The organism is Pseudomonas sp. AM8 (assembly GCF_036346475.1).
In the GTDB taxonomy this organism is placed as follows: Bacteria; Pseudomonadota; Gammaproteobacteria; order Pseudomonadales; family Pseudomonadaceae; genus Aquipseudomonas; species Aquipseudomonas marginalis.
In genome coordinates this window covers 41,364-53,764 of record NZ_JAOTNX010000019.1, presented here as the reverse complement: position 1 = coordinate 53,764, position 12,401 = coordinate 41,364, and the positions used below count along the sequence as shown (strand labels likewise).

Sequence of the window (12,401 nt, the reverse complement as noted above, 5' to 3'; positions counted from 1 at the left end):
GAATGTCGAGCCCTGTGAATCCCGGGCAAAAAAAAGCCAGCACAGGGCTGGCTTCGGCTTTCAGTGGCGGATCAATTGGCTTCTGCGGCCGCCTCTACGTCGTGCGCGATAAGCGAGACGAGGGCATTTTGCTGGCGGTGGGAGAGCTGACGAAAACGCTGCAGCAGTTCGCGTTCGTGCAGCGACAGCTCGGGGCTGTCCAGGCGCATGCTCAGTTCGTCACCCAGCGCACCTTCCTGAATAAGGCTCTGCTCCAGGCGCGCGATGATTTCGGAGTTCATGCTGCGGTGATGATTGCGAGCCACCTCGGCAATGCGTTCCCGCATTCCGTCTGGCAGACGTACGACGAACTTGTCAGCCGTACGGCTGGAATAAATTGCCTGTTTCAATGGGCGCATATATTTAACCGGTTAGTTCAGGGGAGCGGTTATTGGAATTGGCCGCAAGATGAGTGTTAAGACAAGACTCACGACCAAAGTTCAACCCGAATTGCAAAGAGGCCGCATCATGCCTCAGATTTGCCAGTTCCTTGGCGTCAATTCTGTGACAAATATTGAACTGCCTAGAGGCTTTATGCCAGCACTCATTTGCATTTTTGCGGACTGGTTGGAAAACTTTTCCATGAGTGATTCCACGAGGGAACTTCCCGTAAGTCCAGGCCACCACAGGGTTTGAGGTCGCACATCCTATAGCAAAGTGGCCTTTTGCCCTTAGTTTTAAGACTAGTGGCAATTTGCCGATTTACTAGGACGAGGCGACATAAGGTAGGGGGAGGGCAGTGCAGAGAAGGGAGGGGTCAGCGTAAAACCGGGTCAAATTTGATTCGGCGACCCACGACGAGCGTCAACAGAAGCAGGCCTGCGAAAACGCCGGCGGCGACGAATGCGCTGGTTTGCCCATCATGGGAGCTTGCACTCAGGCCCATAAGGCCAGTGGCGATGGTCAGGCTCAGGAACAGCCAGGCAAATTTGCTCATGATCAGCGTCCTTAAAAAACCCAGTGTTCAGATGCCGGCGCGGCCTGGGTGCCTTGAGTCAGGAGTACTGGCGCTTGTGCATTCGGTGTCATCACGGCCAGTTGCGGACGTTGTTGCAAGTGGTGGGGGACTGCCTGCTGGCTGATCTGGGCGGGGTCGTTGCTGCCAGTCGATTGAAAGTGGAACATCACCAGTGCAGCCAGGGCGACGGTGTTGAGAGCTAACAGAATGGCACTGTTCATGGTCATGTTCTCCGTTTAACGCACTGGCTGAATGGGGTTTGCAGGAGAACTGTTGCAGGTGTCGTGCCAATGTATTAATTCAATAAAATCAATGGCTTGAGTTTGATTTGGCGGGCTGAAGGATTGCAATTTGCAATGCTGGCATTTTGGGTGGTTGCATTTTGCACGATGAGGCCAGGTGCCCGTATTCGCGGGGCGAAACCGCAATTGCCCGGGCAAGGCTCGGCCTACACTTAAAAAGCCCACGGACGACATGACAAAACCCACCTCGGCCGTTAACATGCACGCCGTCCGTCGCAGTGCCCTTGGCCTGATGGCTGTCATTTGTCCCAGTAGCTCAATTGGATAGAGCATCCCCCTCCTAAGGGGAAGGTTGGCCGTTCGAACCGGCCCTGGGACACCAGATTCGTAGCCCATAGAGAAAGCCCCGTACAGAACCTCCTGGCGGGGCTTTTTTGTGCGTGCTCGATCTTTTTGCACGCAGGTCGAACCTTGCCGCCGATCAAGGTTCACAGCAGGTGCCGTGATGTATTTGTCGCAACCATGTACCTTGCGCGCCATCCGACAGCGTCTGAGCTGTTAAGCAAAATAATCCCCGGAAACAGCGCATGTTGCCTGTCCGGACCCGGTCACCCCGGACTATCATGCCGATAGCCCTGTCTCTCACCGCAAGGAGCCGCTCGGAACGCCGATGCGCCAGATCTGGAAATCTTTTCGAGCCCTTTATTTCGCCTCCTTGATGATGCTGATTGGCTCCGGCCTGCTCAGTACCTACCTGGCCTTGCGCCTGGCGGCCGACCATGTCGACAGCCTTTGGGTGGGTGCGCTGATGGCGGCCAACTACTTTGGCCTGGTACTGGGCGGCAAGATCGGGCATCGCCTGATTGCCCGGGTCGGGCATATCCGCGCCTATGCCACCTGTGCCGGGATTGTCGGTGCGGCGGTGCTGGGCCATGGCCTGGTCGATTGGCTGCCGGCCTGGATTGTGCTGCGGATAATCGTGGGCCTGGGGATGATGTGCCAGTACATGGTCATCGAGAGCTGGCTCAATGAGCAGGCAGATGCCAAGCAGCGTGGCGTAGTGTTCAGCGGTTATATGATCGCCTCCTACCTGGGTCTGGTATTGGGCCAGTTGATACTGGTGATGCATCCCCAGCTTGGCCTTGAGCTGCTGATGCTGGTGGCGCTGTGCTTCGCCCTGTGCCTGGTGCCGGTGGCCATGACCCGGCGCATTCACCCGGCGGCCTTGCATCCTGCGCCGATGGAGCCGCGCTTCTTTATCAAGCGCGTGCCGCAGTCGTTGAGTACGGTGTTGGGGGCGGGGTTGATCGTCGGTTCGTTCTACGGCCTGGCGCCGCTGTATGCCTCCCAGCAAGGGCTGAGCACCGAACAGGTGGGTCTGTTCATGGGTAGCTGCATTTTTGCCGGGTTGCTGGTGCAATGGCCCCTGGGCTGGTTGTCGGATCGTTATGATCGCGCGCTGCTGATCCGCTGCTTTGCCTTGTGCCTGGCGGTGGCGGCACTGCCGTTGGCAATCATGACCCAGGTGCCGCTGGAGGTGCTGTTCGTGGCGGGCTTCCTGTGTTCTCTCGTGCAGTTTTGCCTGTATCCCTTGGCTGTGGCGTTTTCCAACGACCATGTGGAAGGGGATCGCCGGGTATCGCTGACGGCCATGCTGCTGGTGACCTACGGTATCGGCGCCAGCGTCGGGCCGTTGCTGGCGGGTGTGGTGATGAAGCTGTTCGGCAGCCAGATGCTGTATGCGTTTTTCAGTCTGTGCGCGCTGATCCTGGTGTGGCGAATCCGGCCTAAGGCGGTGACCAATCTGCACCAGGTGGAAGATGCCCCCCTGCATCACGTGGCAATGCCCGACAGTATGTCGAGTTCACCGCTGGTGGCGGCGCTGGACCCGCGGGTCGACGAGCAGGTGGTGCAGGAGCAGATGCAGACTGTCCCTGATCCCGAGCCGCAGGTCGATCCGGAGCCGCCGGTGGATGAGCCCGTCTTCGAAGGGCCACCTGAGCCCCTGGGGCCGGACGAGCATCCTCACGAATTGAGCAGGGCGCGCCCCTGAAAATAAAAACGGGCAGATCCCAAAGGGTCTGCCCGTTTTTTTCTGCGATCGTTAAGGATCAAAAATCGTCGTCTTTGTCGAACCGTCGTGCTTCACGCTGCAGCTGGTACACAAAGCGCTCGACCTGGCGTTGCACCAAACCACTCATGTTGTGGAAGCGCACGCCGGCAAAGGTCGTGTTGATTCTTTCTTCGAAGTGCAGGTATCGCAGTTCGACGGCGGTGGTCATGCTGCCAAACGGCAGGGCTGCGATAAAACGGTCGTAGACCTGGCCCAGTTGCAGGCGCTCGGAAATATCCCCTTCAAAACGCAATTTGCAGCCGGTGGCGGAAATATCCAGCAGTTTGCCGTTGACCGGCAGCTGAAGTTTCTCGCCGCCCAGCTCGATATTCACCAGTTGCGCCAGCTTCAACGCGGCGCGGAAGGCATTGCGGCGCTGATGGTAGACCACCTCGTCCGGCAGGCTGCCGGTGTAGATACGGTGGCCGCCTTTTTCGCTGATGGTCAGGGTGCCTTTGCTTTCCCAGGCGACGCGTACGCCATCATGGAAACCTTCGATGCGAAAGGGTTCGCCGTTTTCGAGGTGGCGCTCGCCGTCGCGGGGGATCATTTCGTCCAGCGCCAGCATGTTGCTGTCGCGGTTGACGTCCACCAGGTAGCTCTGGAAGCGCTGGCTGCGTTCGTGGAAAGTGATGATCAGCGGATCATGGCTGTCTTGCAGCATCCGCAAGGTGCCGGCGATTTCCAGAGGCGTGGTGAGGACCTTGGGTGGCTGCGGGGCATCTTCCGCATTAAGGGCGTTGAACACGGTTCTTCCATCTCCAGACAAAATACGACTACACGCAAGAACCGGCATTTTGCCAGCATGTGGCGCGCCTTGGATAGGGCGCGCTGTAAACCGGTGTCAGGCTTGGCTGCGGGTGCTTGGCTTGACCAGGCGCGAGGTGGAGCCCTGGGCGTTATAGAGTGCCGGAGGCTCTCCGCCGTGGAGTATACGCAACTGGTTGGCGGTCGTGGCTTGCTGAAGCTGGATCGACTGACCGTTAAGCAGGTTGGCTTCCTGGCACTGGGCGAGCAATTGGTTGAGTTCTTTGCTCTGGGCCAGCAGTTGATCGCCGACCGAGGAGTGGCTGGCCAACTGCGCCATGCCGTCGTGGTCTGCCGGCAGGCCGAGGCTGATGAGGATCTGGCTGCGTTTTTTGCCGTGCTGTTCCAGCAGGACGATCAACGACTGCTTGCGTGCCAGAATTTCTTCCAGCAGCGGCATGTCCCGGCCATAGAGGGCCAGTGATTCTTCTTTGAGCAGCTCGAGCAATTGTTGCGTCGGCGCTAGATCATCAATGATCAGTTGAAGCAAATGTTCGTCGTGATGCATGGCTGGCCTTGGGTTTTAAGCGTCCAAAAGCCCTGCGCAGGCCTTTGCCTAGCGCTCGGCTTCGAAGTTAAGCAGCTTGCTGGCTACACGGTTGCTGTCGACTTTATAGCTGCCATCGGCGATCGCCTGTTTCAATTCGGCCACGCGGGCTTTATTGACGACCGGTTGATCGCGCAGCGAGTCAGTGACCTTCTGCAACTGTTGAGCCTCATTGCTCAGGTGTACGGATTCCCCGCTCTGGCTGGCACTGGCCTGTTCTGCCTTGGCGGGCAGCGCCGGGGCCTTGGCTTCTACGTTGTCCTTGGGACTGGTGGTGCGCGTAGTGCCTGACGTCGTCGGGGTGTTATTCAAACGGCTGAAATCGATGACCATGATAAAAAAACCTCTGGGTATTTGGACGCTTGCCATGTTTTCGGCCATACCCGGACAAACTTTAGGCGCGAATGACAATAAATCTCCGCACGGGGCCTCTCGTGCACAGTGTAGGAAAACCCAGCGTCCTGTACCAGTAATCTATAAAGCGACCTCGACTTGCCCTGGGGCTGTCACCCGCGCCTTGATCACGCGGTTGGAGTTGAGGTTCTTGACGCGAATCTGTTCGCTCATGCCGCCGTTGGACAGTGCTTCGCCCGGCATTTTCACATTCAAGCCGCCGCTGCTCGCGGAAATCACCACCTGATCGCCCTTGCGGATGACCTCGGCCTGTTCCAGGTGCACCAGGGTAATCACCTGATCGGTGACCACTGGTCGGGTCAATCTTTGCCCGATGGCCTGGTCCAGGGATGTCAGGTAGCCCTGGCTGATCTGGCTGATGTCGCGTTCACGCAATACAACGTCCTCGAAACCGATGATGCCCGTGCGTTTCAGTGGGCGGGCAACCACCACCACGTCACGGAACAATTTGACCTGGGCCGGTACGAACACGGTCCAGGGCGAGGCGCCTTCGCAGCGTACCTTTACCGTTACGCGCCCGATGGGTTGGGCGGGACTTTCCAGGGTCGCTGTCAATTCCTTGTCGCACATCGGCATGCGCAGACGCGGGTCCAACTGGTTGACCTGGATTTCATAACGCCCCGGCGTCTGTGTGGTTGCCAGATAATCTTCTACAGTGAACTCAAGAAAGCCTTGAGTGACGCCGATAAGTAGATCAGGCAAGGTGACGTTCTCTGCACGGGCCGTGGTGCCCAGGCTGAAGGCAAGCAGCGCCAGCGGTACGCAGAGCAATCTGCAAAACCGTGTCAGGTGAAGGCGTCGGGAAACTGTCGTTTTAATGTCCATAATTCAACAAATAGCAAAGCTCGTGCCGTTTTAGTGTTGGGGGCGCGCCGCCCTTGTAGGTATAGCCAAAGGTTTTAGCGTAGGAGTCATGGCATGGCAGGAGTAATGGATTCAGTAAACCAGCGCACACAGCTGGTAGGGCAGAATCGCCTGGAGTTGCTGCTGTTTCGCCTGGATGGCAAGCAGCTGTATGGCATCAACGTATTCAAGGTGCGGGAAGTGCTGCAATGTCCCAAGCTGACGATCATGCCCAAGTCCAGTCCGGTGGTGTGCGGTGTGGCGAATATTCGTGGTGCGACTATCCCGATTCTTGACCTTGCCCTGGCCACCGGTTCGGCTGGCCTGCAGGATCGCGAGAACCCGTTCGTGATCATTACCGAGTACAACACCAAGACCCAGGGTTTCCTGGTGCGCTCGGTGGAACGCATCGTCAACATGAACTGGGAAGAGATCCATCCGCCGCCCAAGGGCACTGGTCGCGATCACTACCTTACGGCGGTGACGCGGGTCGATAACCAGTTGGTGGAGATCATCGACGTGGAGAAGATCCTCGCCGAAGTGGCGCCCACCTCGGAGTCGATTTCCGTGGGTGTGGTCGACGCCGAAACGGCCCACAAGGCGGTCTCGCTGCGTGTGCTGACGGTGGATGACTCCTCAGTGGCGCGCAAACAGGTGACTCGCTGCCTGCAAACCGTCGGCGTGGACGTTGTCGCCCTCAATGACGGGCGCCAGGCGTTGGATTACCTGCGTAAGCTGGTGGATGAAGGCAAGAAGCCGGAAGAAGAATTCTTGATGATGATCTCTGACATCGAGATGCCGGAAATGGACGGCTATACCCTCACTGCTGAGATACGCAGCGATCCACGCATGCAAAAACTGCATATCATCCTGCATACTTCGTTGTCGGGCGTATTCAATCAGGCGATGGTCAAGAAAGTCGGTGCCGATGACTTCCTGGCCAAATTCCGCCCTGATGACCTGGCATCCCGGGTAGTCGACCGGATCAAGGCAGCAGATCACGGCTAGGGTTTTCCCCTGGCGGTCATACGATTTTAGAGGCGGTATCAGTGTCTACGGGTAATTTGGATTTTGAACAGTTCCGGGTCTTCCTGGAAAAAGCCTGTGGCATATTGCTCGGTGAAAACAAGCAATACCTGGTATCCAGCCGTCTTAACAAACTGATGGAGCAGCAGGGCATCAAGTCCCTGGGCGAGTTGGTTCAACGGATCCAGGGCCAGCCGCGCAGTGGCCTCAAAGAGATGGTGGTCGATGCCATGACCACCAACGAAACCCTATGGTTTCGCGATACCTACCCCTTTGAAGTGCTCAAGAGCAAAGTGCTGCCGGAGGCCATCAAGGCCAGCCCGGGCCAGCGCCTGCGTATCTGGTCGGCCGCCTGCTCTTCGGGTCAGGAACCGTACTCGATTTCGATGTCCATCGATGAGTTCGAGCGGACCAACATGGGCCAGCTTAAAGCCGGGGCGCAGATCGTCGCCACCGACCTGTCCGGCACCATGCTCACCAATTGCAAGACCGGCGAGTACGACAGTCTGGCCCTGGGCCGTGGCTTGTCCCAGGAACGCCTGCAACGTTACTTCGACCCGAAAGGGGCAGGGCGTTGGGCGGTCAAGACGCCGATCAAGAACCGTGTTGAGTTTCGCTCGTTCAACCTGCTCGACAGCTACGCCAGCCTGGGCAAGTTCGACATGGTGTTCTGCCGCAACGTGCTGATCTACTTCTCGGCCGAGGTGAAGAAGGACATCCTGTTGCGCATCCACGGCACCCTCAAGCGTGGCGGTTACCTGTTCCTCGGTGCATCCGAGGCACTCAATGGCCTGCCGGATCATTTCCAGATGGTGCAGTGCAGCCCGGGAATCATCTACCAGGCCAAGTAATAAAGCGTACGCGGTCAAAAAAGTGGGAGGGGGCTTACCCCGATAGCGGTGGTTCAGTTGATGTATCTATCACTGATTCACCGCCATCGGGAGCAAGCCCCCTCCCACTTTTTTTCTGCGGCAAAGGTGTAGAAAGCGGCAACTCCCCATTGCCGCTTTACTGGCGCCACGCGGAAACCCGTTGCCGCTTTTCTGGCATTGCCGCCGGCAAGCTCTTCGCAACCCCTTGATTTACGGGGGTATCAGATATTGGCATGCGCCTTGCTATAACCCTGTTAACGAACAGCAGGTCAGCCTAAAGGTTTCCGCCATGAGCATCAGCTTCGATAAAGCGCTCGGTATCCACGAACAAGCCCTGGGCTTCCGCGCCCAGCGTGCCGAAGTCCTGGCCAACAACATTGCCAACGCCGACACCCCGAACTACAAGGCTCGGGACCTGGATTTCTCCGCCGTGCTCGCCGCACAGCAGGACAAGACCAAGAACGGCACCTTCGCCTTGAACATGACAAACAGCCGTCATATCGAAGCACAAGGCCTGAGCAGTGGTGACGAGTCGCTGCTGTATCGCACGCCGATGCAGCCGTCGATCGACCAGAACACCGTCGACGCCCAGCTGGAGCAATCGGCCTATGCCGAGAACTCGGTGAACTTTCAGGCCAGCTTTACCCTGCTCAACAGTAAATTCAAAGGGCTGATGTCAGCCCTGCGTGGAGAGTAAGCCATGTCCCTGTCCAGTGTTTTCAATATTGCCGGCAGTGGCATGAGCGCTCAGACCACGCGCTTGAACACCGTCGCCAGTAACATCGCCAACGCCGAGACCGTGTCTTCGAGCATCGACCAGACCTACCGCGCCCGTCACCCGGTGTTCGCCACCATGTTCCAGGGCGGCCAGAGCGGTGGCAGCGATTCGCTGTTCCAGAACCAGGACGCCGCCGGCCAGGGCGTGCAGGTCCTCGGTGTGGTCGAAGACCAGAGCAACCTCGAGGCCCGTTACGAGCCGAACCATCCTGCCGCGAACGAAAAGGGTTATGTCTATTACCCCAACGTCAACGTGGTCGAGGAAATGGCAGACATGATCTCCGCCAGCCGCTCGTTTCAGACCAACGCGGAAATGATGAACACCGCCAAAACCATGATGCAGAAGGTCCTGACCCTGGGTCAGTGATAAGGGGCGCCAAATAATGGCCATCGTTGATACCACGACCAACACGGCAGTCCAGGACCTTTTCAACTCCAAGGTCAAGACCGCCACCGACAACACCACTGTCGCCGACGCTACCAAGACGGCGACAGGCAGCCAGTCCCTGGGCAAGGACGCGTTCCTGCAATTGCTGGTGACCCAACTGAAAAACCAGAACCCGCTGTCGCCTCAGGACAACGGTGCGTTCGTGGCCCAGTTGGCCCAGTTCAGCAGCCTGGAAGGCATCAATACCCTGAACGACTCGGTCAATGCGATCTCCAGTAACTTCAGCTCGTCGCAGGCGCTGCAGGCTTCGTCGCTGGTGGGGCGCTCGATCATCACCCAGACCAACAAGGCCTTGGTGGACACGAGCAAGAGCATGACCGGTTCGGTGGCGGTGACTGCGGCGACAGGCAACGTCTCGATCAAGATCTCCGATAAAGACGGCAACGTGGTGCGCACTATCGATATGGGTGCCCAAAGCGCGGGTTCGTCAGACTTTATCTGGGATGGCAAGAACGAGAACGGTGAGGTCGCCCCGGCCGGCACCTACACCTTCGCGGCGACGACCAAGAACGACAAGGGTGAGTCGGTGGCCATGGCGACTTCGTTGCCGGCAACGGTGACCAGCGTGACGTTGAGCAAGACCGGCGGCGAAATGCTGCTGAACCTTGCAGGTGGCATGGGCAGCGTCAAGCTGTCGCAAATTCAGACTATCGGTACATAGAGCCGGCTAAATACGGCAGAGGGAGAGAAACATGTCTTTTAATATCGGCCTTAGCGGCCTCTATGCGGCCAACAAACAACTGGACGTAACCGGCAACAACATTGCCAACGTTGCGACCACTGGCTTCAAGTCGTCCCGTGCGGAATTCGCGGATATCTACGCCGCGTCCAAACTGGGCACCGGCCAGAACAGCATCGGCAACGGTGTGAACCTGGCAGCGGTGTCCCAGCAGTTCACCCAGGGTGACGTCAACAACAGCGGCGGCGTGCTGGACATGGCGATCCAGGGCGGTGGCTTCTTCGTGCAGAAGGGCAGCGATGGCTCGCTGGAATACACCCGGAGCGGTGCCTTCCGTGCCGACAAAGACGGCTACATCACCAACAACACCGGTACCTCGCGCCTGCAGGGCTACGCGGCAGATGACGACGGCAAGATCATCAAAGGCGGCTTGACCGACCTGCAATTGAACCTGTCGTACCTGCCACCGAAGGCGTCCACCAAAGTGGACTCCACCAGTAACCTGAACTCGTCGGAGCCGGTGATCAACCAGACCACCAAGCCGTTCGACCCGACCGACACCACCACTTTCACCACCCAGTACAGCACCACCCTCTATGACTCCCAGGGCAACTCCCACGAGATGGTGCAGTACATGGTGAAAACCGACGCCAACCAGTGGAGTTCCTACACGCTGATTGACGGTCGTAACCTGGATGGCTCCAAGCCTACCACCACCGGTACTACTGCTCCCGTGCCGTCGATATTGAGCTTTGACGGTGCAGGTAAACTGACGGGTATCAGCACCGGTGGTGTGGCGGGCACGACCCTGACGCTCACCGGTTGGATCCCGGGCTCGGTGACCAACGGCGTATGGACGGCTAACAAGGCTACAGCGCCAAACATTGCCGTCAACATGGCCAATATCACCCAGTACAACTCCGCCAGTTACCGCAACCCGCCGACCACCGACGGTTACGCCACTGGCCAGATCACCGGCCTGAAAATCGACGGCAATGGCGTAATGTTCGCCACGTTCAGCAACCAGCAGAGCAAGGCCATCGGCCAGATCTCCCTGGCCAGCTTCAACAACGAGCAAGGCTTGCAGCCATCGGGCGGCACCACCTGGAGAGAGACCTTCGCCTCGGGCCAGCCGGGTTACGATGCCCCGCAATCCGGTACCCTTGGTTCGATCGTGGCCAACTCCCTGGAGAACTCCAACGTCAACCTGACCAACGAGCTGGTAGACCTGATCAAGGCCCAGAGCAACTACCAGGCGAACGCCAAGACCATCTCCACCCAGAGCACCATCATGCAGACCATCATTCAGATGACCTGATGCCATGGCGTAATGCGCTTGTTTAAAAACCCCTCGATCGAGGGGTTTTTTTTTGACAAGAATCGAATGGAACATTCTGTGCCTGTCGCGTCACCCATCATCCGAAAGCCATTGAGCTATCTGACATCGGGAGAGGGGGCATGGGGAGCTTATTATCGGAGGTTGGCCATCACAGCAGCAATTCGCATTTTCATACTGTAGGACCGGGGTGGTATCCGGCTTGGGGGGGTGGGCCGACTGCGCATAAGGACAGCGTCGGAAACCTGCTCAGGGCACTTGAGGATGCGAAAATTACTGGCAAGAGCCAACTTGTCAGAGAGCTGCGCGACAAACTTTATGAAAAACGCGAGGAGCTCGGCGATGCAAGGTTCAAGGGCATCCTTAATGAGTTGATCGGGGCGGATGAAACATCTAATGCGCCTCGTGCGTCCCATGGGTTTCTCAGGGAGCAGTTAAGGGAATGGTTCTCTGAGTCAGGTGTGGCGCCGGGAGGCGGCGGTAGTCATGGCCGCAGTGGTGGGGTGAGTGGCGGTTACGGGAATAACAGTAGTGTTTTCGGTGGTGGGCCACGTGATTCTGGTGGTGGGCCACGTAATTCTGGCGGTCCGCTTTTCAGGGGGGCAGACCTCGGTGATTATCGGCCCGATTTGTCTCTTGATAACCCTGGTAAAAAACCCAAGGACGTCTTTACCGGATTTAGTCAGGGGGCCGAGGGTAACTGTGGAACCGTCTCTGCGATCAAAGCGTCAATGATGCATTTTGGTCAGAAGGCTACTGATGTTTTTAAGGAGGTGAAAGAGGCTGGGGATGGCTACGACGTAACCATGCGGGACGGCTATAAGCTTCATCTCACTAAGGATGAATTGAGGCAGGCTGCCATCGCAGCGAACTTCAAGGGTGATGATAAGGAGCTGATGAAGGAAGCCATTTTTATGTTTGCCGTAAGTGCCAAGCGCGCCCAAGAAGAAGGCAACGATGGTAAGGGGGGGATGACTTACGCGCAGGCGCTTGCTTCGTTAAATGATGGGGAGTGGAGTAAGGAAGCCTTTGATCGTCTGGGCTTGAAGAACCACGTCAGGCAAGTGAGCCTGGACGATTTGGCCAAAGGGGTCGTCGGTACTGCCGACACGTCTTTGCATTCGGTGGCAGTGGTTCACGGCAGAAAGGAGCTGTGGGGGAAGGTCGGAGGGCGTCCAACTGAAGGCATAGCCTTTGGTTTCATATGACTTGTGCCGCGGATGCCGGCGCCAAATAAAGCCGTTGCGGTGTTTGTTGCAAACCCACCCCGATAAACCCTACTGCATCCAGGTCTATCGGG

At 57.7% G+C, this 12,401-nt stretch carries 15 protein-coding genes and 1 tRNA gene; 9 read left to right on the top strand and 7 right to left on the bottom strand.

The window, feature by feature from the left end; translation table 11 throughout:
* Window positions 1-71: 71 nt before the first annotated feature.
* The 3 genes from V3W40_RS31695 to V3W40_RS31685 form a co-directional block, all read right to left on the bottom strand.
* Window positions 72-398 carry an Arc family DNA-binding protein gene (locus V3W40_RS31695; protein ID WP_003175643.1) on the bottom strand — a complete coding sequence of 109 codons (327 nt, stop codon included), beginning with the start codon at window positions 396-398 and terminating at the stop codon, window positions 72-74.
* Window positions 399-796: 398 nt separating this feature from the next.
* The gene (locus V3W40_RS31690; protein WP_330216339.1) at window positions 797-976 is read right to left on the bottom strand and encodes a PA3371 family protein; all 180 of its coding nucleotides are present in this window, start codon (window positions 974-976) and stop codon (window positions 797-799) included.
* A gap of 11 nt (window positions 977-987) precedes the next feature.
* Complete coding sequence (locus tag V3W40_RS31685; RefSeq protein ID WP_330216338.1) at window positions 988-1,218, bottom strand: hypothetical protein; 231 nt, start codon at window positions 1,216-1,218, stop codon at window positions 988-990.
* A 326-nt stretch (window positions 1,219-1,544) separates the two neighbouring features.
* Here V3W40_RS31685 and V3W40_RS31680 point away from each other — a divergent pair.
* A tRNA-Arg gene (locus tag V3W40_RS31680) sits at window positions 1,545-1,621 on the top strand.
* A 288-nt stretch (window positions 1,622-1,909) separates the two neighbouring features.
* Complete coding sequence (locus tag V3W40_RS31675; RefSeq protein ID WP_065926186.1) at window positions 1,910-3,292, top strand: MFS transporter; 1,383 nt, start codon at window positions 1,910-1,912, stop codon at window positions 3,290-3,292.
* A 58-nt stretch (window positions 3,293-3,350) separates the two neighbouring features.
* Here the strand turns inward: V3W40_RS31675 and V3W40_RS31670 are convergent, their stop codons facing one another.
* The 4 genes from V3W40_RS31670 to flgA all read right to left on the bottom strand — a co-directional run bounded on the left by V3W40_RS31670 (window position 3,351) and on the right by flgA (window position 5,945).
* On the bottom strand, window positions 3,351-4,100 hold the full coding sequence (locus tag V3W40_RS31670) for a flagellar brake protein (RefSeq protein ID WP_065926185.1): 750 nt from the start codon (window positions 4,098-4,100) through the stop codon (window positions 3,351-3,353).
* Between the two features lie 96 nt (window positions 4,101-4,196).
* On the bottom strand, window positions 4,197-4,667 hold the full coding sequence (locus tag V3W40_RS31665) for a flagella synthesis protein FlgN (protein ID WP_330216337.1): 471 nt from the start codon (window positions 4,665-4,667) through the stop codon (window positions 4,197-4,199).
* 48 nt (window positions 4,668-4,715) lie between these two features.
* The gene (flgM, locus tag V3W40_RS31660) at window positions 4,716-5,039 is read right to left on the bottom strand and encodes a flagellar biosynthesis anti-sigma factor FlgM (protein ID WP_065939081.1); all 324 of its coding nucleotides are present in this window, start codon (window positions 5,037-5,039) and stop codon (window positions 4,716-4,718) included.
* A gap of 141 nt (window positions 5,040-5,180) precedes the next feature.
* A complete protein-coding gene (gene flgA / locus V3W40_RS31655; RefSeq protein ID WP_330216336.1) occupies window positions 5,181-5,945 on the bottom strand; it encodes a flagellar basal body P-ring formation chaperone FlgA in 765 nt (254 codons plus the stop codon).
* A 93-nt stretch (window positions 5,946-6,038) separates the two neighbouring features.
* Here flgA and V3W40_RS31650 point away from each other — a divergent pair, with 93 nt between their 5' ends.
* The 7 genes from V3W40_RS31650 (at window position 6,039) to V3W40_RS31620 (ending at window position 12,309) form a co-directional block, all read left to right on the top strand.
* On the top strand, window positions 6,039-6,971 hold the full coding sequence (locus V3W40_RS31650; RefSeq protein WP_027607784.1) for a chemotaxis protein CheV: 933 nt from the start codon (window positions 6,039-6,041) through the stop codon (window positions 6,969-6,971).
* Window positions 6,972-7,012: 41 nt separating this feature from the next.
* The gene (gene cheR, locus V3W40_RS31645; protein WP_065947764.1) at window positions 7,013-7,840 is read left to right on the top strand and encodes a protein-glutamate O-methyltransferase CheR; all 828 of its coding nucleotides are present in this window, start codon (window positions 7,013-7,015) and stop codon (window positions 7,838-7,840) included.
* Window positions 7,841-8,150: 310 nt separating this feature from the next.
* A complete protein-coding gene (gene flgB / locus V3W40_RS31640) occupies window positions 8,151-8,558 on the top strand; it encodes a flagellar basal body rod protein FlgB (RefSeq protein ID WP_003175633.1) in 408 nt (135 codons plus the stop codon).
* A gap of 3 nt (window positions 8,559-8,561) precedes the next feature.
* Window positions 8,562-9,005, top strand: coding sequence for a flagellar basal body rod protein FlgC (flgC, locus tag V3W40_RS31635; protein WP_024076985.1), 444 nt, complete (start codon window positions 8,562-8,564; stop codon window positions 9,003-9,005).
* Window positions 9,006-9,021: 16 nt separating this feature from the next.
* Entirely contained in the window at window positions 9,022-9,747 is a 726-nt protein-coding gene (flgD, locus tag V3W40_RS31630; protein ID WP_027607786.1) for a flagellar hook assembly protein FlgD, read from the top strand.
* A gap of 31 nt (window positions 9,748-9,778) precedes the next feature.
* Window positions 9,779-11,083, top strand: a complete 1,305-nt coding sequence (gene flgE / locus V3W40_RS31625) for a flagellar hook protein FlgE (RefSeq protein ID WP_065926182.1) — start codon at window positions 9,779-9,781, stop codon at window positions 11,081-11,083.
* A gap of 140 nt (window positions 11,084-11,223) precedes the next feature.
* On the top strand, window positions 11,224-12,309 hold the full coding sequence (locus tag V3W40_RS31620; protein WP_330216335.1) for a hypothetical protein: 1,086 nt from the start codon (window positions 11,224-11,226) through the stop codon (window positions 12,307-12,309).
* Window positions 12,310-12,401: the final 92 nt, after the last annotated feature.

Bases quoted from the DNA above. Each gene is read 5' to 3' on its own strand.
- V3W40_RS31665 (WP_330216337.1), bottom strand. From the start codon at position 4,667: ATGCATCACGACGAACATTTGCTTCAACTGATCATTGATGATCTAGCG.
- V3W40_RS31690 (WP_330216339.1), bottom strand. From the start codon at position 976: ATGAGCAAATTTGCCTGGCTGTTCCTGAGCCTGACCATCGCCACTGGC.
- flgD (WP_027607786.1), top strand. From the start codon at position 9,022: ATGGCCATCGTTGATACCACGACCAACACGGCAGTCCAGGACCTTTTC.
- flgE (WP_065926182.1), top strand. From the start codon at position 9,779: ATGTCTTTTAATATCGGCCTTAGCGGCCTCTATGCGGCCAACAAACAA.
- flgB (WP_003175633.1), top strand. From the start codon at position 8,151: ATGAGCATCAGCTTCGATAAAGCGCTCGGTATCCACGAACAAGCCCTG.
- flgC (WP_024076985.1), top strand. From the start codon at position 8,562: ATGTCCCTGTCCAGTGTTTTCAATATTGCCGGCAGTGGCATGAGCGCT.
- V3W40_RS31650 (WP_027607784.1), top strand. From the start codon at position 6,039: ATGGCAGGAGTAATGGATTCAGTAAACCAGCGCACACAGCTGGTAGGG.
- V3W40_RS31675 (WP_065926186.1), top strand. From the start codon at position 1,910: ATGCGCCAGATCTGGAAATCTTTTCGAGCCCTTTATTTCGCCTCCTTG.
- flgA (WP_330216336.1), bottom strand. From the start codon at position 5,945: ATGGACATTAAAACGACAGTTTCCCGACGCCTTCACCTGACACGGTTT.
- V3W40_RS31695 (WP_003175643.1), bottom strand. From the start codon at position 398: ATGCGCCCATTGAAACAGGCAATTTATTCCAGCCGTACGGCTGACAAG.
- V3W40_RS31620 (WP_330216335.1), top strand. From the start codon at position 11,224: ATGGGGAGCTTATTATCGGAGGTTGGCCATCACAGCAGCAATTCGCAT.
- V3W40_RS31685 (WP_330216338.1), bottom strand. From the start codon at position 1,218: ATGAACAGTGCCATTCTGTTAGCTCTCAACACCGTCGCCCTGGCTGCA.
- flgM (WP_065939081.1), bottom strand. From the start codon at position 5,039: ATGGTCATCGATTTCAGCCGTTTGAATAACACCCCGACGACGTCAGGC.